Source organism: Allokutzneria sp. A3M-2-11 16, assembly GCF_024213555.1.
Lineage (GTDB): Bacteria > Actinomycetota > Actinomycetes > Mycobacteriales > Pseudonocardiaceae > Allokutzneria.
This window is the reverse complement of sequence record NZ_JANAVO010000001.1, coordinates 2,592,906-2,610,731: the sequence shown is the minus strand read 5'-3', so window position 1 is coordinate 2,610,731 and position 17,826 is coordinate 2,592,906. Positions and strand designations below refer to the sequence as shown.

Genomic DNA, 17,826 nt, shown 5'->3' with positions numbered 1-17,826 from the left:
CACATGACCGCCGAATGTCACACCCCCGCGGAACAGCGGCCAGCGGAACAGCAGCCAGCGGAACAGCGGCCCCCGGCGAACCGGGTGCACGACGACACCGTGCTGGACGCGGCGCGCGACTGCGTGCTGGCGCTGGGCGTGCGGCGCACGACGCTGAGCGAGGTGGCCCGGCGGGCGGGGGTGAGCCGGATGACGCTCTACCGCCGCTTCCCCGACGTGAACTCGCTGCTCGCGGCCCTCATGACCAGGGAGTTCGGCGCCCTCCTCGGCCAGGTCGCCCACGGCGTCAACGGTTCCGGCCACACGCGGCGGCGGCTGGTCGAGTGCGTGGTGGAGGGGGTGCGGCTGCTCAGCGCGAGTCCGCTCCTGCGCAGCGTGCTCGAAGTCGACCCGCAGCTGCTCATCCCGTACGTGTTCGAACGGCTGGGCAGCACGCAGCGCATCGCCGAGCAGTTCCTCCACGACCAGGTGCTCGCCGGGCACGCCGACGGTTCGATCCGCCGCGGCGAGACGAGCGCTCAGGTGCGGGTGCTGCTGCTGACCGCGCAGACCGTGGTGCTCTCGCTCCGCCCGGCGACCTCGGACATCGACGAGCACGCCCTGTTCGCCGAACTGGCGCACCTGCTCGACGCCGCACTGACACCGGAGGTGACATCGTGACCGCGACCCCGCTTCCCGCCGGTTCACTGCGGGCGACCTCCCTCAACGCGGGCCGCCGCGCCACCGAGCTCGAAGCGCTGGCAGGCGGCGAGGTCGTCGACGTGCTCGTCATCGGCGGCGGCGTCACCGGGGCCGGTGCCGCGTTGGACGCCGCGTCGCGCGGGCTCTCCGTGGCTCTGGTCGAGGCGCATGACCTCGCGTTCGGCACATCGCGGTGGTCGAGCAAGCTCGTGCACGGCGGACTGCGGTATCTGGCACGCGGGGATGTGGCGCTGGCGCACGAGAGCGCCGTCGAGCGCGGACTGCTGATGACGCGCACAGCCCCGCATCTCGTCCGCGCACTCCCCCAGCTCATCCCGCTGCACGCGAAAACCCGTGTGGGCGGCGGGATTTCTCGCAGTTCCGAGGCGATGCTGTTCGCCGGTCTGCACGCCGGTGACGCACTCCGCAGAGCCGCTCGCACGCCGAACTCCGTGTTGCCCGGCCCGCGTCGGGTTCCGGTCGCCGAAACGCTCGCGCTCGCGCCCGGACTGCGGCGGGCCGGACTGCGCGGCGGGTTGTTGTCCTTTGACGGCCAGCTCATCGACGACGCGCGCCTGGTCGTCACGTTGGCCAGGACGGCGGCCGGGTTCGGTGCGCGCATCCTGACGCGCGTCCGCGCGCTCAAGGTCGGCGGCGATGGTGCCGAGGTCCGCGACGAGCTGACCGGGGCTTCCTTCGGCATCCGCGCCAAGTCGGTGATCAACGCGGCCGGGGTGTGGGCGGGCCAGGTCGTCGACGGTGTGCGGCTGCGGCCGTCGCGGGGCTCGCACCTCGTGCTTTCCGGTGCGGACCTGGGCATCACGCAGACCGCGCTGACGGTTCCGGTGCCCGGCGAGCGCAACCGTTACGTGCTGGTGCTGCCGCAGGCCGGTGGGCGGGTCTACCTCGGGCTCACCGACGAGCCGGTCGAGCTGCCCGTTCCCGACGTGCCGGAGGTTCCGGAGTCCGATGTGGACTTCCTGCTCGACGTCGCATCCTCGGTACTGGAGCGGCGAATCGGTCGGAAACACGTGATCGGCTCGTACGCCGGGCTGCGGCCGCTGATCGACTCCGCGGACGGCAAGACCGCCGATCTTTCCCGCAAGCACGCGGTGCTGCGTTCGCGCGACGGCGTGATCACGGTCGTCGGCGGCAAGCTCACCACCTATCGGCGAATGGCCGCCGATGCCGTCGATGCCATTGTGCGGCAACGAGATCTCCGTTGCGGAGAGTCGAGGACCGACCGCGTTCCGCTCGTCGGGTCCGCCCCACCGAGCTATCTGTCCATTGTGGACGCTCCGGCTCCGCTCGTCGCCCGCTACGGCGCGGAGGCGCCACGGATCAGCGCGCTCAGCGAGTTCGACGGCGAGCTCGCCGAGGAGGTAGCCGCGGGCATCACGGCGGCCGAGGTGGTGTGGGCGGTGCGGCACGAAGGCGCGCTCAACGCCGACGACGTGCTGGACCGGCGCACGCGCATCGGCCTGGTTCCCGCCGACCGCGAAAAGGCGGCCGCACGAGTGGAATCCTTGGTACAGCGCGCTTTGGAGGGCGTCTAAGCGATCATTGGCTGCCAACGGCGCAGGGCCACGACCGTCACCCCGGGCGTCGTGTAGTACGGATCGTCGGCCATGATCGCGTCCACTCCGGCCCGGTCGGCGCGGAACACCAGGAGAGCCCCGGAATCGTCCGGCCACGGTCCGGAGCGGCTTGAACGGCTCGCCGCCAGCTCCGTCGTGCGCACCGTCGACGCCGATGAAGTGATCGTCGTCCGAGGCCAGCCCGGCGACCCATCTGATCGTCGCGGAGACGGGAGCGAGATCTGTTCGCGGCCATCGACGACGTCCCCGCCGCGCGCCGCCACGTCCTGGCCCACCTCGCCGGGAACTCCGGGAGCAACAGGACGATCTGGTCCGCGCCAGCTTCGCCGATACCACCACGCGCGTCGCGTCCTGGTTGGTGCGCGCGGCCGGTCGCAACGGCACGAGGGTCATCCTGCCCGGCGCGCAGCAGGGCCTGGCCGAGGCGGTCGGCGCGACTCGGGTGTCGGTCAACCGCGCTCCAAACCCTTGTCGCGGAAGGGCTTCTGCGCATCGAGACGGGCGCCGTGATCATCCTGGCCCCCGAGCTTCTCGCTCGCCGTGCCGCGGAATTCGATCGCGACACGTGACCGCGATCCCTACGCTGCGGAAGATGCTCGACATGGCGATCGCCGAGGCGATCATGCGACGCGCGCGACCGGCGGCGACGGTCACCGAAGTCCTCCCGCGTTCGGGTGGTCAGTTGCACAAGGTCTACGAGGTGCGCTGCGCCGAACCCGCGGACTCGGTGATCGCCAAGGTCTATGCCGAGGGGTTGCAACCGAGGCAGGACAAGGAAGTGCACGTCCTCCGGCTCCTCGCCGAACACGGGATCGCCGCTCCGTCGGTCCTGCACACTGAGCGCGGCATCACTGTGCTCACGCTGCTCCCCGGTGAGCCGTTGTCGTCAGTAAGCGCTTCGCTCGACGAAGCGCAGGCGCGGCGGGTATATCGGCAGATCGGCGAGCTGACCGCCGCCATGCACGAGATCAGGACGGACGCTTACGGCTACCTCACCACGCACATCGCGGAGCCGTACGCCACCAACTCCGAGTACATGCTCAGCCGGTTCACCGACAAGCTCGAAGAGTTCCTCGACTTCGGCGGAGACCCCGCGACGCACGACGCGGTCCGGGCGCACGTCGCCGAGCACGCCGAAAGGTTCGGCCGCTGCCAGGCCCCGGTGCTCTGCCACAACGACCTGCACGACGGCAATGTGTTGGTGAGCAAAGGAATCGACGGCTGGCGCGTCACAGGGCTCATCGACGTGGAGAACGTGATCTCCGCCGATCCGCTGCTCGACCTGGCCAAGGCGCACTACTACGCGGGGGAGAACAGGGACACCACACTGGGCTGGCTACTCGAAGGCTACGGCCCGCTGCCGGAGGACTGGCAGGACCGCCTCGCGACCTACGCGCTCTTCCACGCGCTCGAACTGTGGAACTGGTTCACCGACATCGAGCACACGGACCCGCTTCCCGGCATCGCCGAGGACATTCGTCACCTCGCCCGCACCTAGACCGTGGCGAGCACGTCCGCGACGAAACGGCGCACATTGGACTCAAGGCGGCTGATCCGGTCCTCGACGGTCAGCGTCTCGTTCGGCTGCGGCACCTCCGACCGGAGCTTGCGCCGCACGTAGAGGCAGCACGCGAGGTCACCGCACAGGTACGTGCCGAGCGTGTTGCCCGCCTTGCCCGCGGCACCCGCACGGCGAGCGGAGAACATCGCGATGTCCGCCGCACCGTGCACGGTCATGCAGAAACCGCACATGGACGAGCGCAGCCTGCCCTTGGGCGGCGTGGTCGCGCGCAGCGACAGGCCGACCGGCGTACCGTCGTGCCAGAGCACGAGATAGGCCCTGCCGGGGGCCTTGGGGTCGCGCCAGCCGAGGAAGTCCAGGTCCGCCCACTGGATCGTCTCGACCCTGGCAGGCAGCGTCACGCCCTTGGCCTCGCCCTTGGAGCAGTTCACGAACGACGACCGGATGTCGTCCTGGCTGAGCGGGTCCATGCGGTGAAGGTAAGCCGGTGCGACGGCGACGGCCACCGGTTATCTGTGAACTCGACCGTGTTCTTTTGTGCTCCTGGTCGATGAGTTGACAGACTTCGCACTACCGACCACCGCCCACCGGAGGGAGAACACCGTGTCCGACGCGGTGCTGGAGATCGATCGGGTCTCCAAGAGCTACGGCTCCGTCGTGGCGTTGCAGGACATGAGCTTCTCCGTGCGAGCAGGCGAGATGTTCGGCTTCGTCGGCAGCAACGGCGCGGGCAAGACCACCACGATGCGGATCGCGCTAGGCGTGCTCTCGGCCGACTCCGGCGAGATCCGCTGGAACGGCGAGCCGATCACCTTCGAGACCCGGCGGCACATCGGCTACATGCCGGAGGAGCGCGGGCTCTACCCGAAGATGAAGGTCACCGAACAGCTGGTCTACCTCTCCGAGCTGCACGGGATGACCACCGCGGCGGCTCGCAGGGCGGCCGACGAGTGGACCGAACGGCTCGGCCTGACCGCGCGGCGCAACGAGGAGGTGCAGAAGCTCTCCCTCGGCAACCAGCAGCGGGTGCAGCTGGCCGCGGCGCTGGCGCACGACCCCGAGGTGCTGGTGCTGGACGAGCCCTTCTCCGGCCTCGACCCGGTCGCGGTGGACGTGATGAGCCAGGTGCTGCGGGACAAGTGCGATTCGGGCGTTCCCGTGGTGTTCTCCAGCCACCAGCTGGACCTGGTGGAGCGGTTGTGCGACCGGGTCGGAATTGTCCGAAGTGGACAGATGGTCGCCAATGGCACGGTCGAGGAGCTGCGCGCCAGCGGCGCCAACCGGATCGAGGTCCACGCGCCGCTGGCCACCTACGGCTGGGCGGACCAGTTGCCCGGGGTGACGATGCTCAGCCACGTGGACGGCCGCACCGTCGTGGAGCTGGCCGACGGCGCCGACGACCAGGTGCTCCTCCGCGCCGCGCTGGACACCGGCCCGGTGCACGAGTTCACCCGGCTCCGGCCCACCCTCACCGAACTGTTCCGCAACGTGGTCACCGAGGAGCGCGCGGCATGAGCAAGACCTCCGTTTCCGTGTCCCGCGGCGTTTGGCTGGTGGCCAAGCGAGAGCTGAACACCCGCGTGCGGTCCAAGGCGTTCGTGATCGGCACGGCCGCGATCATCGTGGTGATCGCCGCCTACATCGGCGTGATGTTCTTCGTCGGCAAGAGCATGTCGCAGACCACGGTCGGAATGACCGGCCAGGCCAGCGTGCTCGCCGAACCGCTGAAGGCGTCGGCGAAAGCGCTCGGCGAGGACGTCACGACCACCACCGTGCCCGACGTCGCCACCGGCGAGCGCCAGGTCACCGAGGGCGAGCTCGACGTCCTGGTCAGCGGCGCCACCGACAAGCTCCAGGTGCTGGTGAAGAAGGACCTCGGCAACCAGGTCCGCGCGGCGCTGGACGGACTGGTGCGGCAGCAGGCGCTGGACGCCGAGCTGGCCGAGGCCGGGCTGGACCCGCACGCGGTGCGGACCACCGTGGCGGGCGCGAAGTTCGAGGTGCGCACCATCGAGCCCGACGACCCCGAGCGCGGGGAACGGCTCGGCGTGGCGATGGGCGTGACCTTCCTGCTCTACGGCTCGCTGCTGATGTTCGGTATGGCGGTCGCGCAGGGCGTGGTCGAGGAGAAGTCCAGCCGCGTCATCGAGCTGCTGCTGTCCTCGGTGCGGCCGTGGCAGCTGCTCGCGGGCAAGGTGCTCGGCATCGGGCTGGTCGGCCTGCTGCAGATGGGCATCGTGGCCGGGGTCGGGCTCACCGCGGCGATCCAGCTCGGGGTGCTCACGCTGCCGCAGGGCGCGGTGCTGGTGACCGTGCTGTCCGCGGTGGTCTGGTACTTCCTCGGCTTCTTCCTCTACGCGGTGATGTTCGCGATGGCGGGTTCCCTGGTGTCGCGCCAGGAGGACATCAACTCCGTTGTCCAGCCGCTGATGTTCTCCGCGATCATCCCGTTCGTGCTGACGTTCATCACGATCCCGCGCGATCCGGAGAGCAAGCTGCTGGAGGTGCTGTCGTTCATCCCGCCGTTCTCGCCGATCGTGATGCCCGCCCGCGCCGCGCTCGGCGTCGCCCCGGCGTGGCAGGTGATCGTCTCGGCCGTTCTCGCCGCGGCCGCCCTGGTCGGGCTGATCTGGCTGGCGGGGCGCGTGTTCGGCAACGCCGTGCTCCGCACCGGCAGCCGCGTCAAGCTCCGCGACGCCCTCCGCGCCTCCTGACCCAGCCCGGTTGGTGCGTCTTCAAGTACCACGGACCCCCGCCCCAGCAACCGCAAACCGCCCCCAACCCCGGCCGAGTCCGAGGGTTGGGGGCGGTTTGCGATGGCGCGGGGCTGGGTTGGGTGGACTTGAAGACGCACCAACCGCTGGGCGGATGATCAGGTTGCTTTGACGATGTCGTAGCGCCGCAACGCTTCGAGGCGCTCCTCGGCGTGGTCCACGATCGGGGGCGGGTAGCCCGGGGGCACACCGCCGTCGAGTCTCCACGGCTGGTGCACGTGCTTCCCGGGCACCCCGCGCAGCTCCGGCACGTACTTGCGGACGTAGTCGCCGTTGGGGTCGAACTTCTCCCCCTGCGTGATCGGGTTGAACACGCGGAAGTACGGCGACGCGTCCGTGCCGGTGCCCGCGGCCCACTGCCACCCGTGCTGGTTGGACGCGAGATCGCCGTCCACCAGGTGCCGCATGAAGTGCGCCGCCCCGCGCCGCCACCACAGGTGCAGGTCCTTCGCCAGGAAACTCGCGACGATCATGCGCACGCGGTTGTGCATCCACCCCTCGGCGAGCAACTGCCGCATTCCCGCGTCCACAATGGGAAATCCGGTCTTCCCGGCACACCAAGCCTCGAAGAGCTCGTCCCCGGTGTCGTAGGGCATCGCGTCGAACTTGCGGTCGTAGTTCTCCCGCGCGGTTTCCGGGCGGTGCCAAAGAACATCGGCGTAGAAGTCCCGGAACGCCAGCTCGCGCCGATACGCCTCATCCTCCTCGCCGAGGTCGGCGAGCAATGTGCGCGGGTGCACGCAACCCCAGCGCAGATACGGAGACATCCGGCTCGTACCAGGGAGATCCGGGCGATCGCGGTGCTCGGCGTAGTCCTCCCGCACCTCCCGGAACTTCCGCCAAGCCCGGCGCGCTTCGGCTTCACCGGCCGCGGGCAACGTCATCCCGCCGAGGTCCTCGTCCTCCGGAATACAGTCCTTTGTGGACGGATCGACCCAGTCCACAGTGGACATCTTCGCGGGGCCGCGCCACCCGTGCTCCTTCCAGGCTCGGTAGAACGGCGTGAACACCTTGAACGGAGTGCCGTCGCCCTTCACCACGCGCCCCGGAGTGATCGCGTACGGCGACCCCGTGCGCACGAACTCCGCGTCGATCGCCTTCTCCACCAAGGCATCCCGCTCCCGCCCGTACGGTCCGGCGTCCGCGGAGACGTGCACGCTCGTCGCCTCGAACTCCCGCACCACGCGGGGCAGCACGTCCGTGGGGTCACCGTGCACCACGTGCAGCCGCCCGCCCAACCGCTCGTCCAGCTCACGCAGGCACCGGTAGAGGAAGGTCCGCCGCGGCGCTCCCGAGGCCCCCAACAGCCGCGGGTCCAACACGTAGAGCGCCAACACCCGCCCGGCGCCACGCCCCGCCTCCGCCAACGCGGGATGATCTCCGAGCCGCAGGTCCCGCCGGAACCACAAGATCGACGCACTCACCACAGAACCGTACCCAGCTACACTCCACCCATGCGCTCAGCTCGCACATCGCCCACCCCACCTCGGCCGATGTAGCTAGAGATCTCCCGTTTCGTACTCATAACGGGAAAAAGAGCGCTCCCAAATCCCGACAAGAGTACGAAACGGGGAAACCCCGGCCCGCGTGGAGAGTGCGGGGCCGGGGTTTCGGGGAGTGCGGAGTGCGGGGGTGGGGAAGGGTCAGCGGTCGGCGAGGTCGACGAAGTCGCGCTCGGTGGGGCCGACGTAGATCTGGCGCGGGCGGCCGATCTTGGTGGCCGGGTCCTTCATCATCTCGCGCCAGTGCGCGATCCAGCCGGGCAGGCGGCCCAGCGCGAACAGCACGGTGAACATCCGCGTCGGGAAGCCCATCGCGCGGTAGATCAGGCCGGTGTAGAAGTCCACGTTGGGGTAGAGCTTGCGGGAGATGAAGTAGTCGTCGGCGAGCGCGCGCTCTTCGAGCTTCTTGGCGATCTCCAGGAGCTGGTCGTCACCGCCGAGCTTCTTGAGCACCTCGTCCGCGGTCTTCTTGATGATCGCCGCGCGCGGGTCGTAGTTCTTGTAGACGCGGTGGCCGAAGCCCATGAGGCGGACGCCCGCCTCCTTGTTCTTCACCCGCTCCACGAACTTGTCGACGTCGCCGCCGTCGGCCCTGATGCTCTCCAGCATCTCCAGCACGGCCTGGTTGGCGCCGCCGTGCAGCGGGCCGAACAGCGCGTTGATGCCCGCGGAGATGCTGGCGAAGAGGTTGGCCTCCGAGGAGCCGACCATGCGCACGGTCGAGGTGGAGCAGTTCTGCTCGTGGTCGGCGTGCAGGATGAACAGCAGGTCGAGCGCCTTGGTCAGCGTCGGGTCGACGTCGTAGGGCTCGGCCGGGAAACCGAAGGTCATCCGGAGGAAGTTCTCCACCAGGCCGAGCGAGTTGTCCGGGTAGAGGAACGGCTGGCCCGCCGACTTCTTGTACGCGTAGGCGGCGATCGTGGGCAGCTTCGCGAGCAGGCGGATGGTCGACATCTCGACCTGCTGGTCGTCGAACGGGTTCAGGCTGTCCTGGTAGAAGGTGGACAGCGCGGAGACCGCGGAGGACAGCACCGGCATCGGGTGCGCGTCGCGCGGGAAGCCGTCGAAGAAGCGCTTCAGGTCCTCGTGCAGCAGGGTGTGCCTGCTGATCTTGGTGGTGAAGTCGTCGAGCTGGGCCTTGTTCGGCAGCTCGCCGTGGATGAGCAGGTAGCTCACCTCGACGAAGGTCGACTTCTCCGCGAGCTGCTCGATCGGATAGCCGCGGTAGCGCAGGATTCCGGCGTCACCGTCGATGTAGGTGATCTCCGAGGAACAGGACGCGGTGTTGACGAAACCGGTGTCCAGCGTGACCAGACCGGTTTTCGCGAGCAGTTTGCCGAGATCGATTCCTGGCGCGCCCTCGCTGGCTGTCACCAGGCCCATCTCGTGCTCGCCGCCCGGGTGGCGCAGTGCGACGGTGGTGGCTTCGGCCGATTCGGCCGCCTGGTCAGGCGCGGTCGTCGCGTCGGGCATGCGAGTCCCTCTCACGCTTGGACGAGGACGGGTGGAAAACGGTCGGGATGTCCGTCCGCAGCACCGCCTCGTTGGGGTCCTGGAGACTCCAAGCTAGTAGGCGATCCGCCCTCTTGGCAGCCTTCGACTTACCCGCTCGGGGCAGTTGGGACAGGTATCACATAACGCGCGTACGGTCCGGTTCGCCGCATTTGGTGGCTCAGACCACGCACTTTACGGTTACTGGACGGTATCTGTACCGGTCAGGGCCCCGTGACGAGCGCGGACGCGCTGGACCAATGCCCGACGAGCGCCCGGACGGGCCGGAGTGACAACGGTGTCGTGACGATTGCGCCATCCGGGCGACCATCCCGCCCAGGCGGCAAGCGTCGCACTCGCGGCGCGCACCCGGATGGTCGCTGAACGTGGCGGAGCCGGGAACTCCGCGTGACGTTCCCGGCTCCGCAATACGTTCATTCGTTATTTCAGCTCGTCCGCCCAGGGGGGTTCCGCACCGGCCCTGGAACAGGTGATCGCGGCCGCCCGCGCGGCGAATTCCAGTGCTTCCCGCCACGATTCGTCCGGCAATTCCCGCGCCGATTCCGCGGAAAGCGCGCCCGCGGTGTCCAGCCAGTGCAGGATCGCCGCGTGCACGGTGTCCCCGGCGCCGATGGTGTCCACCACCTCGACCCGCTGGCCGGGCACCCGGACCAGACCACCGCCCGACGTGAGGATCGCCAGTCCGTCCCCGCCGAGCGTGACCACGACGCCCGCGGGCCCCTTTCCGGCCCACTCCCGCAACGCGGGCCACGGGTCCTCCGCGTCGGCCAGCCACGCGGCGTCCTCCACGGAGAGCTTGAGCAGCCCGACGTGCGGCAGCCAGCCCAGGAAGCGCTCCCGGTAGCCGGCCGGATCGGTGATCAACGCGGCGCGGATGTTCGGGTCGAGCACGGTGAACCGCCCGCGCCCGGACTCCCGCCGCAGCACCGCCTCGTAGGCGGATGCGCCGGGCTCCAGCACCATGCCGAGCGTGCCGAAGGAAACCGCCCGCACCTCCTCCGGCAGCGGGCCGGGATCGGCGACGAGTCGGTCCGCGGTGCCCTCGACGTGGAAGGAGTAGCGCGCGGAACCGTCCTCGGCCAGCCCGACGACGGCGAGCGTGGTCGGCTCGGCCCCGCGTTGCAGCAGCCCGGTGTCCACAGTGGACTGTTCGAGCCGCCCGACCAGCGCGTCGCCGAAGAAATCCGTGGACACCCTGGACAGGAACGACACCCGGCTGCCGAGGCGGCCGAGCGCGACCGCCACGTTGTACGGGCCGCCGCCCAGCCGCGGCAGCAGCGCGGGCAGACCCTCCACAGCGGACTCACCGGAGGGCGAGGGCACGAGGTCGACGAGGGCCTCGCCGCCGACCACGATCACGGGGCGCTCCCGCGGAACGGATCGGTGACGACGCCCTCGCCGAGGTCGGCGTCGTAGTGGTAGACCTCGCGGCCCTGGATGAAGACCTGGAGCGCGCGGCTCATCACGTCCAGCGGGTCGCCGGACCAGATCACCACGTCGCCGTCCAGGCCCGGCGTGAGCGAGCCGACGCGGTCGTCCAGCCCCATGAACTCCGCCGGGTTGGTGGTGATGGAGCGCAGCGCCACGTCCGGGTCCAGGCCCTCCTTCACCGACAGGGTGGCCTGGTGGACCAGGAAGTGGATCGGCACGACCGGGTGATCGGTGGTGATCGCGATCCGCACGCCCGCCTTGGCCAGCAGGCCGGGGTTGCGCAGCGAGCGGTTGCGCAGCTCCACCTTCGACCGCGCGGTCAGCAGCGGACCGATGATCACCGGGATGTCCCGCTCCGCCAGCACGTCGGCGATCAGGTGCCCCTCGGTGCCGTGGTTGATCACCAGCCGGTAGCCGAACTCGTCGGCCAGCCGCAGCGCGGTGGCGATGTCGTCGAGCCGGTGGGTGTGCTGGCACCACGGCAGCTCGCCGTCGAGCACCCGGACCAGCACCTCCATCGTGGTGTCCCGCTCGAAGGGCTTGTTCTCCTCGGCCGCGTGCGCCTTGCGCGCCCGGTAGTCCTGGGCCTTGGTCAGCGCGTCCCTGATCACCGCGGCGACGCCCTGCCGGGTCGACGGCAGCGTCTTCTTGTCGCCGTAGACCCGCTTCGGGTTCTCGCCGAGCGCGCTCTTCACGCTGACCGGCTCGGCCATCAGCATCTCGTCGACCGTGCGGCCCCAGCACTTCAGCGCCACCGTCTGGCCGCCGATCGGGTTGCCGGAGCCCGGCTTGACCACCGCGGTGGTGACGCCGCCGGAGAGCGCGTCGGCGAAGCCCATGTCGGCCGGGTTGATCGCGTCCAGCGCGCGCATCCTGGCGCCAACCGGATCGGTCATCTCGTTCGTGTCCTGGCCGGCCCAGCCCTCGGCCTCCTCGTGCACGCCCATGTGCGCGTGCGCCTCGACGAAGCCGGGCAGCACCCACGAGCCGGAGGCGTCGACGACGGGGACGCCGTCGGGCACCTCCACGTCGGCGTCCGCGCCTACCGCGGTGATCTTCCCGTTCTGGACCAGCACCGTTGCGCCGTCAATGGGTTCCCCGGCGACGGGCACGACATATCCACCAGTGATCGCGACATCCACGGCAGGACGGTAACCGCTTCCAGCGAACGGAGAAACCCGATCTGACCTGTTCGCGACATCGGGCTGGCCCGGCTAGGACATCGGGCGCAGTCCCCAGCTGCCGGACCAGCCCTGTCCCGGCTCCAGCTCGCGCAGGTCGATGCCGGAGTTGAGCGCACCGGTCGGACAGGTCATCGGCTCCACCGCGATCGCCGAGGACGTGCCGGGGAAGCCCGTCGTGGAGAACACCTGGACCCAGCCGAAGTCCGGCTCCGCCCAGATCTCCACGCCGGTGTCCGGGCCGACGAGGTGGTGCCGGATGATCCCGTCCGCATCGGGGACGCAGCCGCCGTAGGTGTGGTCGAGCACCATCCCGTCGAGCTTGCGCGGCTCCCGGAAGTCGAACTCGCCGCCGTCGAGCGGGGCCACCGGACCGTTGGGCAGCAACCGATCCGGGTCGACCGGCAGGTTGGTGCGCGCGGCGAGCCGGAGGGTGCACTCGTACGCGGCGGCGTGGCCCGCGCGAGGATAGGGGTGCACGCCGACGCCGAACGGGGTCTTCCGGTCGCCGACGTTGAGCATGGTGTGCGTGACGGTCAAGCCGCCCTCGGCGTCCAGGGCGTAGCGCACGGTGGTACGCATCGGCACCGGCCAGCCGGGGTGCCCGTCGATGAGAACTTCCAGGGTGATCGCCTCGGTGGAGCGCTCCACCACCTGCCAGGGAATCGTCCTGGTCAGCCCGTGGATGGCGACGTTGCGCGCGGGCTCGCTCAGTTCCAGCTGCTGCGGCTCGCCGTAGAAGCTCCACCGGCCGTCGCGCACCCGGTTCGGCCACGGCGCGAGCACCAGTCCCGCCGAGAGCGGCGGTGCTTCGGTCTCAGCGAAACTGGTCACGTACGGGACGCCGGCCACTTCGAAAACCCGAAGGCACGCGCCGACCTCGGTGAGGACGGCGCGTGCGGCGCCGTTGGTGATCTCGAACTGCTCGCCCGTAGGCTGCCCCGCTCCCATGGGGGCAGCCTACGCAAACGATTCAGCTCGCTTACTTGGTCAGTGCCGAAGCGTCGAACTCGGCCTTCAGGTGCTGCTTGCGGCGGAAGAAGAACCAGTTGACCAGCCACAGCAGCAGGCCGATGCCGAGCAGGATGCCCGCGAGGGCGTACTGCTGCGGCGCCCGGCCGGTGAACGGCAGCGCCAGGTAGGCGCAGGTGACCGCGCCGATGACGGGCACGATCGTCGGCGCCCTGAAGTGCTTGTGCGCGGCCTTCTCCTTGCGCAGCACCAGGCAGGCGATGTTCACCACGGTGAAGACGATCAGCAGCAGCAGCGCGGTGGTGCCGCCGAGGTCCTTGAGCGGGACGAAGGCGACCAGGAACACCGCGATGATGCTGGTGAAGCCGATGGCGATCCACGGGGTGCGCCGCGTCTGGTGCACCCGCGCGAACGGCATCGGGATGATCTTCTCGTTGGCCATGCCGTAGACGAGGCGGCTGGCCATCAGCATGTTGATCAGCGCCGAGTTGGCGACCGCGAACAGGCCGATGAAGGAGAACAGCGCCAGCGGGAAGCCGGGCGCCCCGACCTTGACGACCTCCAGCAGCGCGCCGCTGCCCGCCGCCTTCAGCCCGGCGGCCGGGACCAGCAGCGAGGAGGTGACGGCCACCATCACGTAGATCGAGCCCGCGATGGCCATGCCGAGCAGCATCGACCGCGGGAAGATCTTGACCGGGTCCTGGCACTCCTCGGCCATGTTCACCGAGTCCTCGAACCCGACCATGGCGAAGAAGGCCAGCGAGGTGGCCGAGGTGATCGCGATCATCGTGCTCTGGTTGGCGGTGTTGAACTCCACCAGCCGCCCGGGGTCGCCCTGGCCGTTGGCGACGGCCATGATGCCGATGCCGACGATGATCACCAGGCCGGAGAGCTCGATGATGGTGAGCACCACGTTGGCCTTCACCGACTCCCCGACACCGCGGAAGTTGATGAACGCCAGCAGCGCGATGAAGCCGATCGCCACCCACGGGGCGGGTGTCTGCACGAACTCCTTGAGGTAGGTGCCGCCGAAGGCCACGGCCGCCGAGGAGGCCGAGGTGATCCCGGAGCACATCACCGCGAAGGCGATCATGAAGGTGAAGAACGGTTTGCGGAAGGCGCGGTTGGTGTAGAGCGCGGCGCCCGCCGCCTTCGGATACTTCCCGACCAGTTCGAGGTAGCTGAACGCGGTGAGGAAAGCGACGACGAAGGCGATCAGGAACGGCACCCAGAGCGCCCCACCCACCTGGCCTGCGACATCGCCCATCAGCGCGTACACACCGGTGCCAAGGATGTCACCGATCACGAAGAACAACAGCAGTTTCGGGCCGATGGCCCGCTTCAGCTCCGGTTGGCCGTCTGCGGCGGCAGCAGCCGTGCTGGGCGACGTCGTCTCGGACATGACCAGAGAGTGTGCCTGGTCACCATGCGTTCACGAAGCCGCCCACGCCATATGTTCTTCGAGCTAATTCAAAAGGTTATTTCCCGACAGACTTTCATCTCCGCCGTCGTGGCTGAGCAGGTCGCCCGGCTGGCAGTCCAGAACCTCGCACAGCCGGGTGAGCGTGCTGAACCGGATCGCCCGCGCCCGGCCGTTCTTCAGCACGGACAGGTTCACCACGGTCACCCCGACCCGTTCGGCCAGTTCGGTCAGCGTCATCCCGCGCTCGGCGAGCAACCGGTCCAGATGCACCCGGACGCCGTGTGCCTCGGAGTCCGACAACACCTACACCGTCCCTTCGAGGTCCTTCTCCAGTTCGCTGCCGATGCGGATGATCCTCGCCAGCGACAGCAGCACACAACCGAGAACGACGGCCCACAGCGGGAAGTGCCACTGCTCGAACCAGGGCGAGCCGGAGGGGAACAGGGTCGCCAGGAAACCGCTGCGGGCAAAGGCCTCGGCCAGGCTCACCACCACGCACCCGGCCAGCAGCAGCCAGCCGAGCACCCGCAGCCGCCGCACCGTCAACGAGGTGTGCAGGCCGCCGTCCCGGATGGCGTTCACCACGCGCAGGCCGAGCAACAGCACGACGAGCTGCATGAGCAGGCTGGGCACGTTCGCGAGTCCCCACAAGAAGTGTTGCTCGCCCGTGCCGGGGCTGACGCAGAATCGGATCTCGTTGCTGACCGCGCTCGCCTCCGGCCGCAGACCCGTCACCGGCACGTCCACACTGGTAACGCCGCCGGTCTCGACACAGAGGTGGTCCGCTCCGAAGAAGAGGAACGAGCCGGAGCCGGTCAGGACGAGGATGACACCCACGACGCCACCGATGCCCCAGAACACCAGCAGCAGCTGGATGATCGACGTCGCTGGCTCCGCCGGGTTCTTCAGCGGGTTCTTGCGGTCACTCATGCGTTCCTCCCTGACCATATCGAAAAACGATGGTATCGCTTGTCGATATGCTTCGCCAGTAACCGCCGTAGTTGCTACGGTGGTTCGCATGAGGACCGTCGCCGTGCTGGACGCCCCGTCGAACCTCGGCCTCCGCCCGCCGAAACCGGGAACCGTGCCCGGCACCGCCAAGGCGCCCGGAGCCCTGCGCGAGGCCGGGCTGCTGGACCGCCTCGACGCGGAGGACGCGGGGCACCTGGTCGCGCCGCGGTACGACCGAGCGGACTGGCAGCCGGGCGACGGGGTCTTCCACGCGGCGCAGATCGCCGCCTACGCCGACCGGCTGGCCGCACGGGTCGGCGAACTGCTCGACTCAGGCCGCTTTCCGGTGGTCCTCGGTGGCGACTGCGGCATCCTGCTCGGCACCGGAGCCGCCGCGCGCCGTCACGTGCGCGGCGCGGGCCTGGTCTACCTGGACGGGCACTCCGACTTCCGCCATCCCGGCAACTCCGAGCACGTGGGCGCTGCCGCGGGCGAAGCGCTCGCGCTCGCGACCGGACGCGGACAGGCCGATTTGTCCAATGTGGACGGAGCGGGCGCGCTCTTCGCCGACGACTCCGTGGTGCTGATGGGAATCCGCGACAACGACGAGGACCTGGAGGAGCTGGCGAGCACCGACATCCTGGTCCGCACGGCCTCGGAGATCCGGTCGGCGGGCGCGGCGCGGAGCGCGGAGTGGGCGCGTGAACGGCTCGACCGGCTGGACGGCTTCTGGGTGCACCTCGACGTCGACATCCTGGACGCCGCGGTGATGCCCGCCGTTGACAGCCCGGACCCGGGCGGCCTGGAGCACTCCGAACTCGCGGAACTGTTGTCGGGCCTTGTCAAAGCCCCGAACTGCCTGGGTGTCGAGGTCACCGTGTTCGACCCGGATCTGGACCCGGACGGCACCCTGGCGGCGGAGCTGGCCGCCACGCTCAGCGCTGGGCTGGCTCTCCGTCCTTAGGCGCGATGTAGCGCCAGAACGCCGGGAGGAACAGGACCGCGACGACGGTCAGCACCACCACGAGCGCGCCACCTCCCGCGGCCGCGACGCCCGCACCGACCGAAGCGCCCACCGCTCCGTGCAGCATGTCCGCGACGCGCGGGCCGCCCACCACCACGACGGTGAACATGCCCTGCATCCGTCCGCGCATCTCGTCGGTCACCGCGGCTTGGAGCATCGCGCCGCGGAAGGCCATGGACACCATGTCCGCCGCGCCGCCGAAGGCCAGGAAGGCCACCGCCCACCACACCGAGCCGGAGAGCCCGAAGCCGATCATCGCGATTCCCCACGCGACAACGGACACCGCGATGGCGACGCCGTGCCGCTGAACCCGCATGAACCAGCCGGAGAACAGGCCGCAGACCGCCGCGCCCAGCGGAATGGCCGCGTAGAGCAGGCCGAGCGCGGGACCTCCGCCCGCCGGGTCGCCGAAGGTGCGCTCGGCCATCTCCGGGAACAGGGCGCGGGGCATCCCGGCCACCATCGCGATGATGTCGAGCAGGAACGAGGCCAGCAGGATGCTGCGGGTCGCCACGTAACGGAAGCCGTCGACGACCTCGCGCAGCCCGGCCCGGCGCGACGGCGCGTCGTCGCCGAGCGGCGGCATCGGCGGCAGCCGGAAGACCGCCCAGAGCGTGGCGGTCAGCGCGACGGCGTCGATCAGGTACAGCGTGGAGACACCCAGCAGCGGCAGCAGCGCGCCTGCCAGCAGCGGCCCGAAGACGGCCGAGACGGAGAACGTGGTCGAGCTCAGCGCTTGCGCCGAGGGCATCATGCGCAGCGGGATCAGCCGGGCGAGCACCGCGCTGCGGGTCGGCATGTTCACCGCGAAGAACGCCTGCTGCACGCCGAGCAGCACCAGCACCGCCCACGGCGAGTTCATCCCGCTGGCGGCCTGCGCCCAGAGCAGCACCGAGGTCAGCGCGACGCCAACGTTTGTCACCAGCAGCAGCTTGCGGCGGTCGACCGCGTCGGCGATCGCTCCGCCCCAGAGACCGAAGACGACGAGGGGGACGACGGCGAACGCCCCGGCGAGACCGACCCACGCCGAGGAGCCGGTGAGGTCGAACAGCTGCTTGGGGACCGCGACCGTGGCCAGCTGGCTGCCGACGGCGGTGACGATGCCGGAGAGCCACAGCCGCCGGAAGTCGGCGACGCGCAGCGGCTCGGTGTCGATCACGATGCGGCGCAGCCACCCCTTGCGCGCAGGCGGATCTACCGTCTCGGGGTCCTGGCTCCGGGTACCCGCCGCATCGTCCACCTGCTTAGCCTAGGT

The 17,826-nt window shown here is 69.6% G+C and carries 17 protein-coding genes; 6 read left to right on the top strand and 11 right to left on the bottom strand.

The genetic code is table 11. The annotated features are described in order from the left end of the window. Positions 1 to 3: 3 nt before the first annotated feature. A complete protein-coding gene (locus NLX83_RS12910) occupies positions 4 to 660 on the top strand; it encodes a TetR/AcrR family transcriptional regulator (protein ID WP_254235056.1) in 657 nt (218 codons plus the stop codon). Positions 661 to 686: 26 nt separating this feature from the next. Further along, a complete protein-coding gene (locus NLX83_RS12905; protein ID WP_254236211.1) occupies positions 687 to 2,237 on the top strand; it encodes a glycerol-3-phosphate dehydrogenase/oxidase in 1,551 nt (516 codons plus the stop codon). Here the strand turns inward: NLX83_RS12905 and NLX83_RS12900 are convergent. Then, positions 2,234 to 2,554, bottom strand: coding sequence for a YciI family protein (locus NLX83_RS12900; protein ID WP_254235055.1), 321 nt, complete (start codon positions 2,552 to 2,554; stop codon positions 2,234 to 2,236). The two genes, NLX83_RS12905 and NLX83_RS12900, sit on opposite strands and share 4 nt — an antisense overlap. 290 nt (positions 2,555 to 2,844) lie before the next feature. On the opposite strand from NLX83_RS12900, the gene NLX83_RS12895 reads away from it, so the two are divergent. Further along, entirely contained in the window at positions 2,845 to 3,777 is a 933-nt protein-coding gene (locus NLX83_RS12895; protein ID WP_254235054.1) for a phosphotransferase family protein, read from the top strand. Here NLX83_RS12895 and NLX83_RS12890 read toward each other — a convergent pair. Further along, the gene (locus NLX83_RS12890; RefSeq protein ID WP_254235053.1) at positions 3,774 to 4,271 is read right to left on the bottom strand and encodes an FBP domain-containing protein; all 498 of its coding nucleotides are present in this window, start codon (positions 4,269 to 4,271) and stop codon (positions 3,774 to 3,776) included. The two genes, NLX83_RS12895 and NLX83_RS12890, sit on opposite strands and share 4 nt — an antisense overlap. Before the next feature lie 133 nt (positions 4,272 to 4,404). Here NLX83_RS12890 and NLX83_RS12885 point away from each other — a divergent pair, with 133 nt between their 5' ends. After that, complete coding sequence (locus tag NLX83_RS12885; protein WP_254235052.1) at positions 4,405 to 5,316, top strand: ABC transporter ATP-binding protein; 912 nt, start codon at positions 4,405 to 4,407, stop codon at positions 5,314 to 5,316. Then, positions 5,313 to 6,515 (top strand): ABC transporter permease, encoded by a 1,203-nt coding sequence (locus tag NLX83_RS12880; protein WP_254235051.1) that lies wholly within the window; start codon positions 5,313 to 5,315, stop codon positions 6,513 to 6,515. Before NLX83_RS12885 ends, NLX83_RS12880 begins: the two co-directional genes overlap by 4 nt. 158 nt (positions 6,516 to 6,673) lie before the next feature. On the opposite strand, the gene NLX83_RS12875 is transcribed toward NLX83_RS12880, so the two are convergent. The 8 genes from NLX83_RS12875 to NLX83_RS12840 all read right to left on the bottom strand — a co-directional run bounded on the left by NLX83_RS12875 (position 6,674) and on the right by NLX83_RS12840 (position 15,526). Then, complete coding sequence (locus tag NLX83_RS12875) at positions 6,674 to 7,999, bottom strand: cryptochrome/photolyase family protein (RefSeq protein WP_254235050.1); 1,326 nt, start codon at positions 7,997 to 7,999, stop codon at positions 6,674 to 6,676. A 219-nt stretch (positions 8,000 to 8,218) separates the two neighbouring features. Continuing rightward, positions 8,219 to 9,550 carry a citrate synthase gene (locus tag NLX83_RS12870; RefSeq protein WP_254235049.1) on the bottom strand — a complete coding sequence of 444 codons (1,332 nt, stop codon included), beginning with the start codon at positions 9,548 to 9,550 and terminating at the stop codon, positions 8,219 to 8,221. 459 nt (positions 9,551 to 10,009) lie between these two features. Beyond that, entirely contained in the window at positions 10,010 to 10,948 is a 939-nt protein-coding gene (locus tag NLX83_RS12865) for a carbohydrate kinase family protein (protein WP_254235048.1), read from the bottom strand. Then, complete coding sequence (locus NLX83_RS12860) at positions 10,945 to 12,162, bottom strand: amidohydrolase (RefSeq protein ID WP_254235047.1); 1,218 nt, start codon at positions 12,160 to 12,162, stop codon at positions 10,945 to 10,947. The genes NLX83_RS12865 and NLX83_RS12860 overlap by 4 nt, the downstream gene beginning before the upstream one ends. Before the next feature lie 72 nt (positions 12,163 to 12,234). Beyond that, complete coding sequence (locus tag NLX83_RS12855) at positions 12,235 to 13,152, bottom strand: aldose 1-epimerase family protein (protein WP_254235046.1); 918 nt, start codon at positions 13,150 to 13,152, stop codon at positions 12,235 to 12,237. A 31-nt stretch (positions 13,153 to 13,183) separates the two neighbouring features. Then, positions 13,184 to 14,575: an APC family permease gene (locus NLX83_RS12850; RefSeq protein WP_254235045.1), complete on the bottom strand. Its 1,392-nt coding sequence runs from the start codon at positions 14,573 to 14,575 to the stop codon at positions 13,184 to 13,186. 63 nt (positions 14,576 to 14,638) lie between these two features. Beyond that, positions 14,639 to 14,896 (bottom strand): helix-turn-helix domain-containing protein, encoded by a 258-nt coding sequence (locus NLX83_RS12845; RefSeq protein ID WP_256563774.1) that lies wholly within the window; start codon positions 14,894 to 14,896, stop codon positions 14,639 to 14,641. Positions 14,897 to 14,899: 3 nt separating this feature from the next. Then, a complete protein-coding gene (locus NLX83_RS12840) occupies positions 14,900 to 15,526 on the bottom strand; it encodes a DUF2975 domain-containing protein (protein ID WP_254235044.1) in 627 nt (208 codons plus the stop codon). Positions 15,527 to 15,614: 88 nt separating this feature from the next. Here NLX83_RS12840 and NLX83_RS12835 point away from each other — a divergent pair, with 88 nt between their 5' ends. Next, positions 15,615 to 16,511 (top strand): arginase family protein, encoded by an 897-nt coding sequence (locus tag NLX83_RS12835; protein WP_254235043.1) that lies wholly within the window; start codon positions 15,615 to 15,617, stop codon positions 16,509 to 16,511. Here NLX83_RS12835 and NLX83_RS12830 read toward each other — a convergent pair. Further along, the gene (locus NLX83_RS12830; RefSeq protein WP_254236209.1) at positions 16,483 to 17,742 is read right to left on the bottom strand and encodes an MFS transporter; all 1,260 of its coding nucleotides are present in this window, start codon (positions 17,740 to 17,742) and stop codon (positions 16,483 to 16,485) included. The genes NLX83_RS12835 and NLX83_RS12830 overlap by 29 nt on opposite strands. Positions 17,743 to 17,826: the final 84 nt, after the last annotated feature.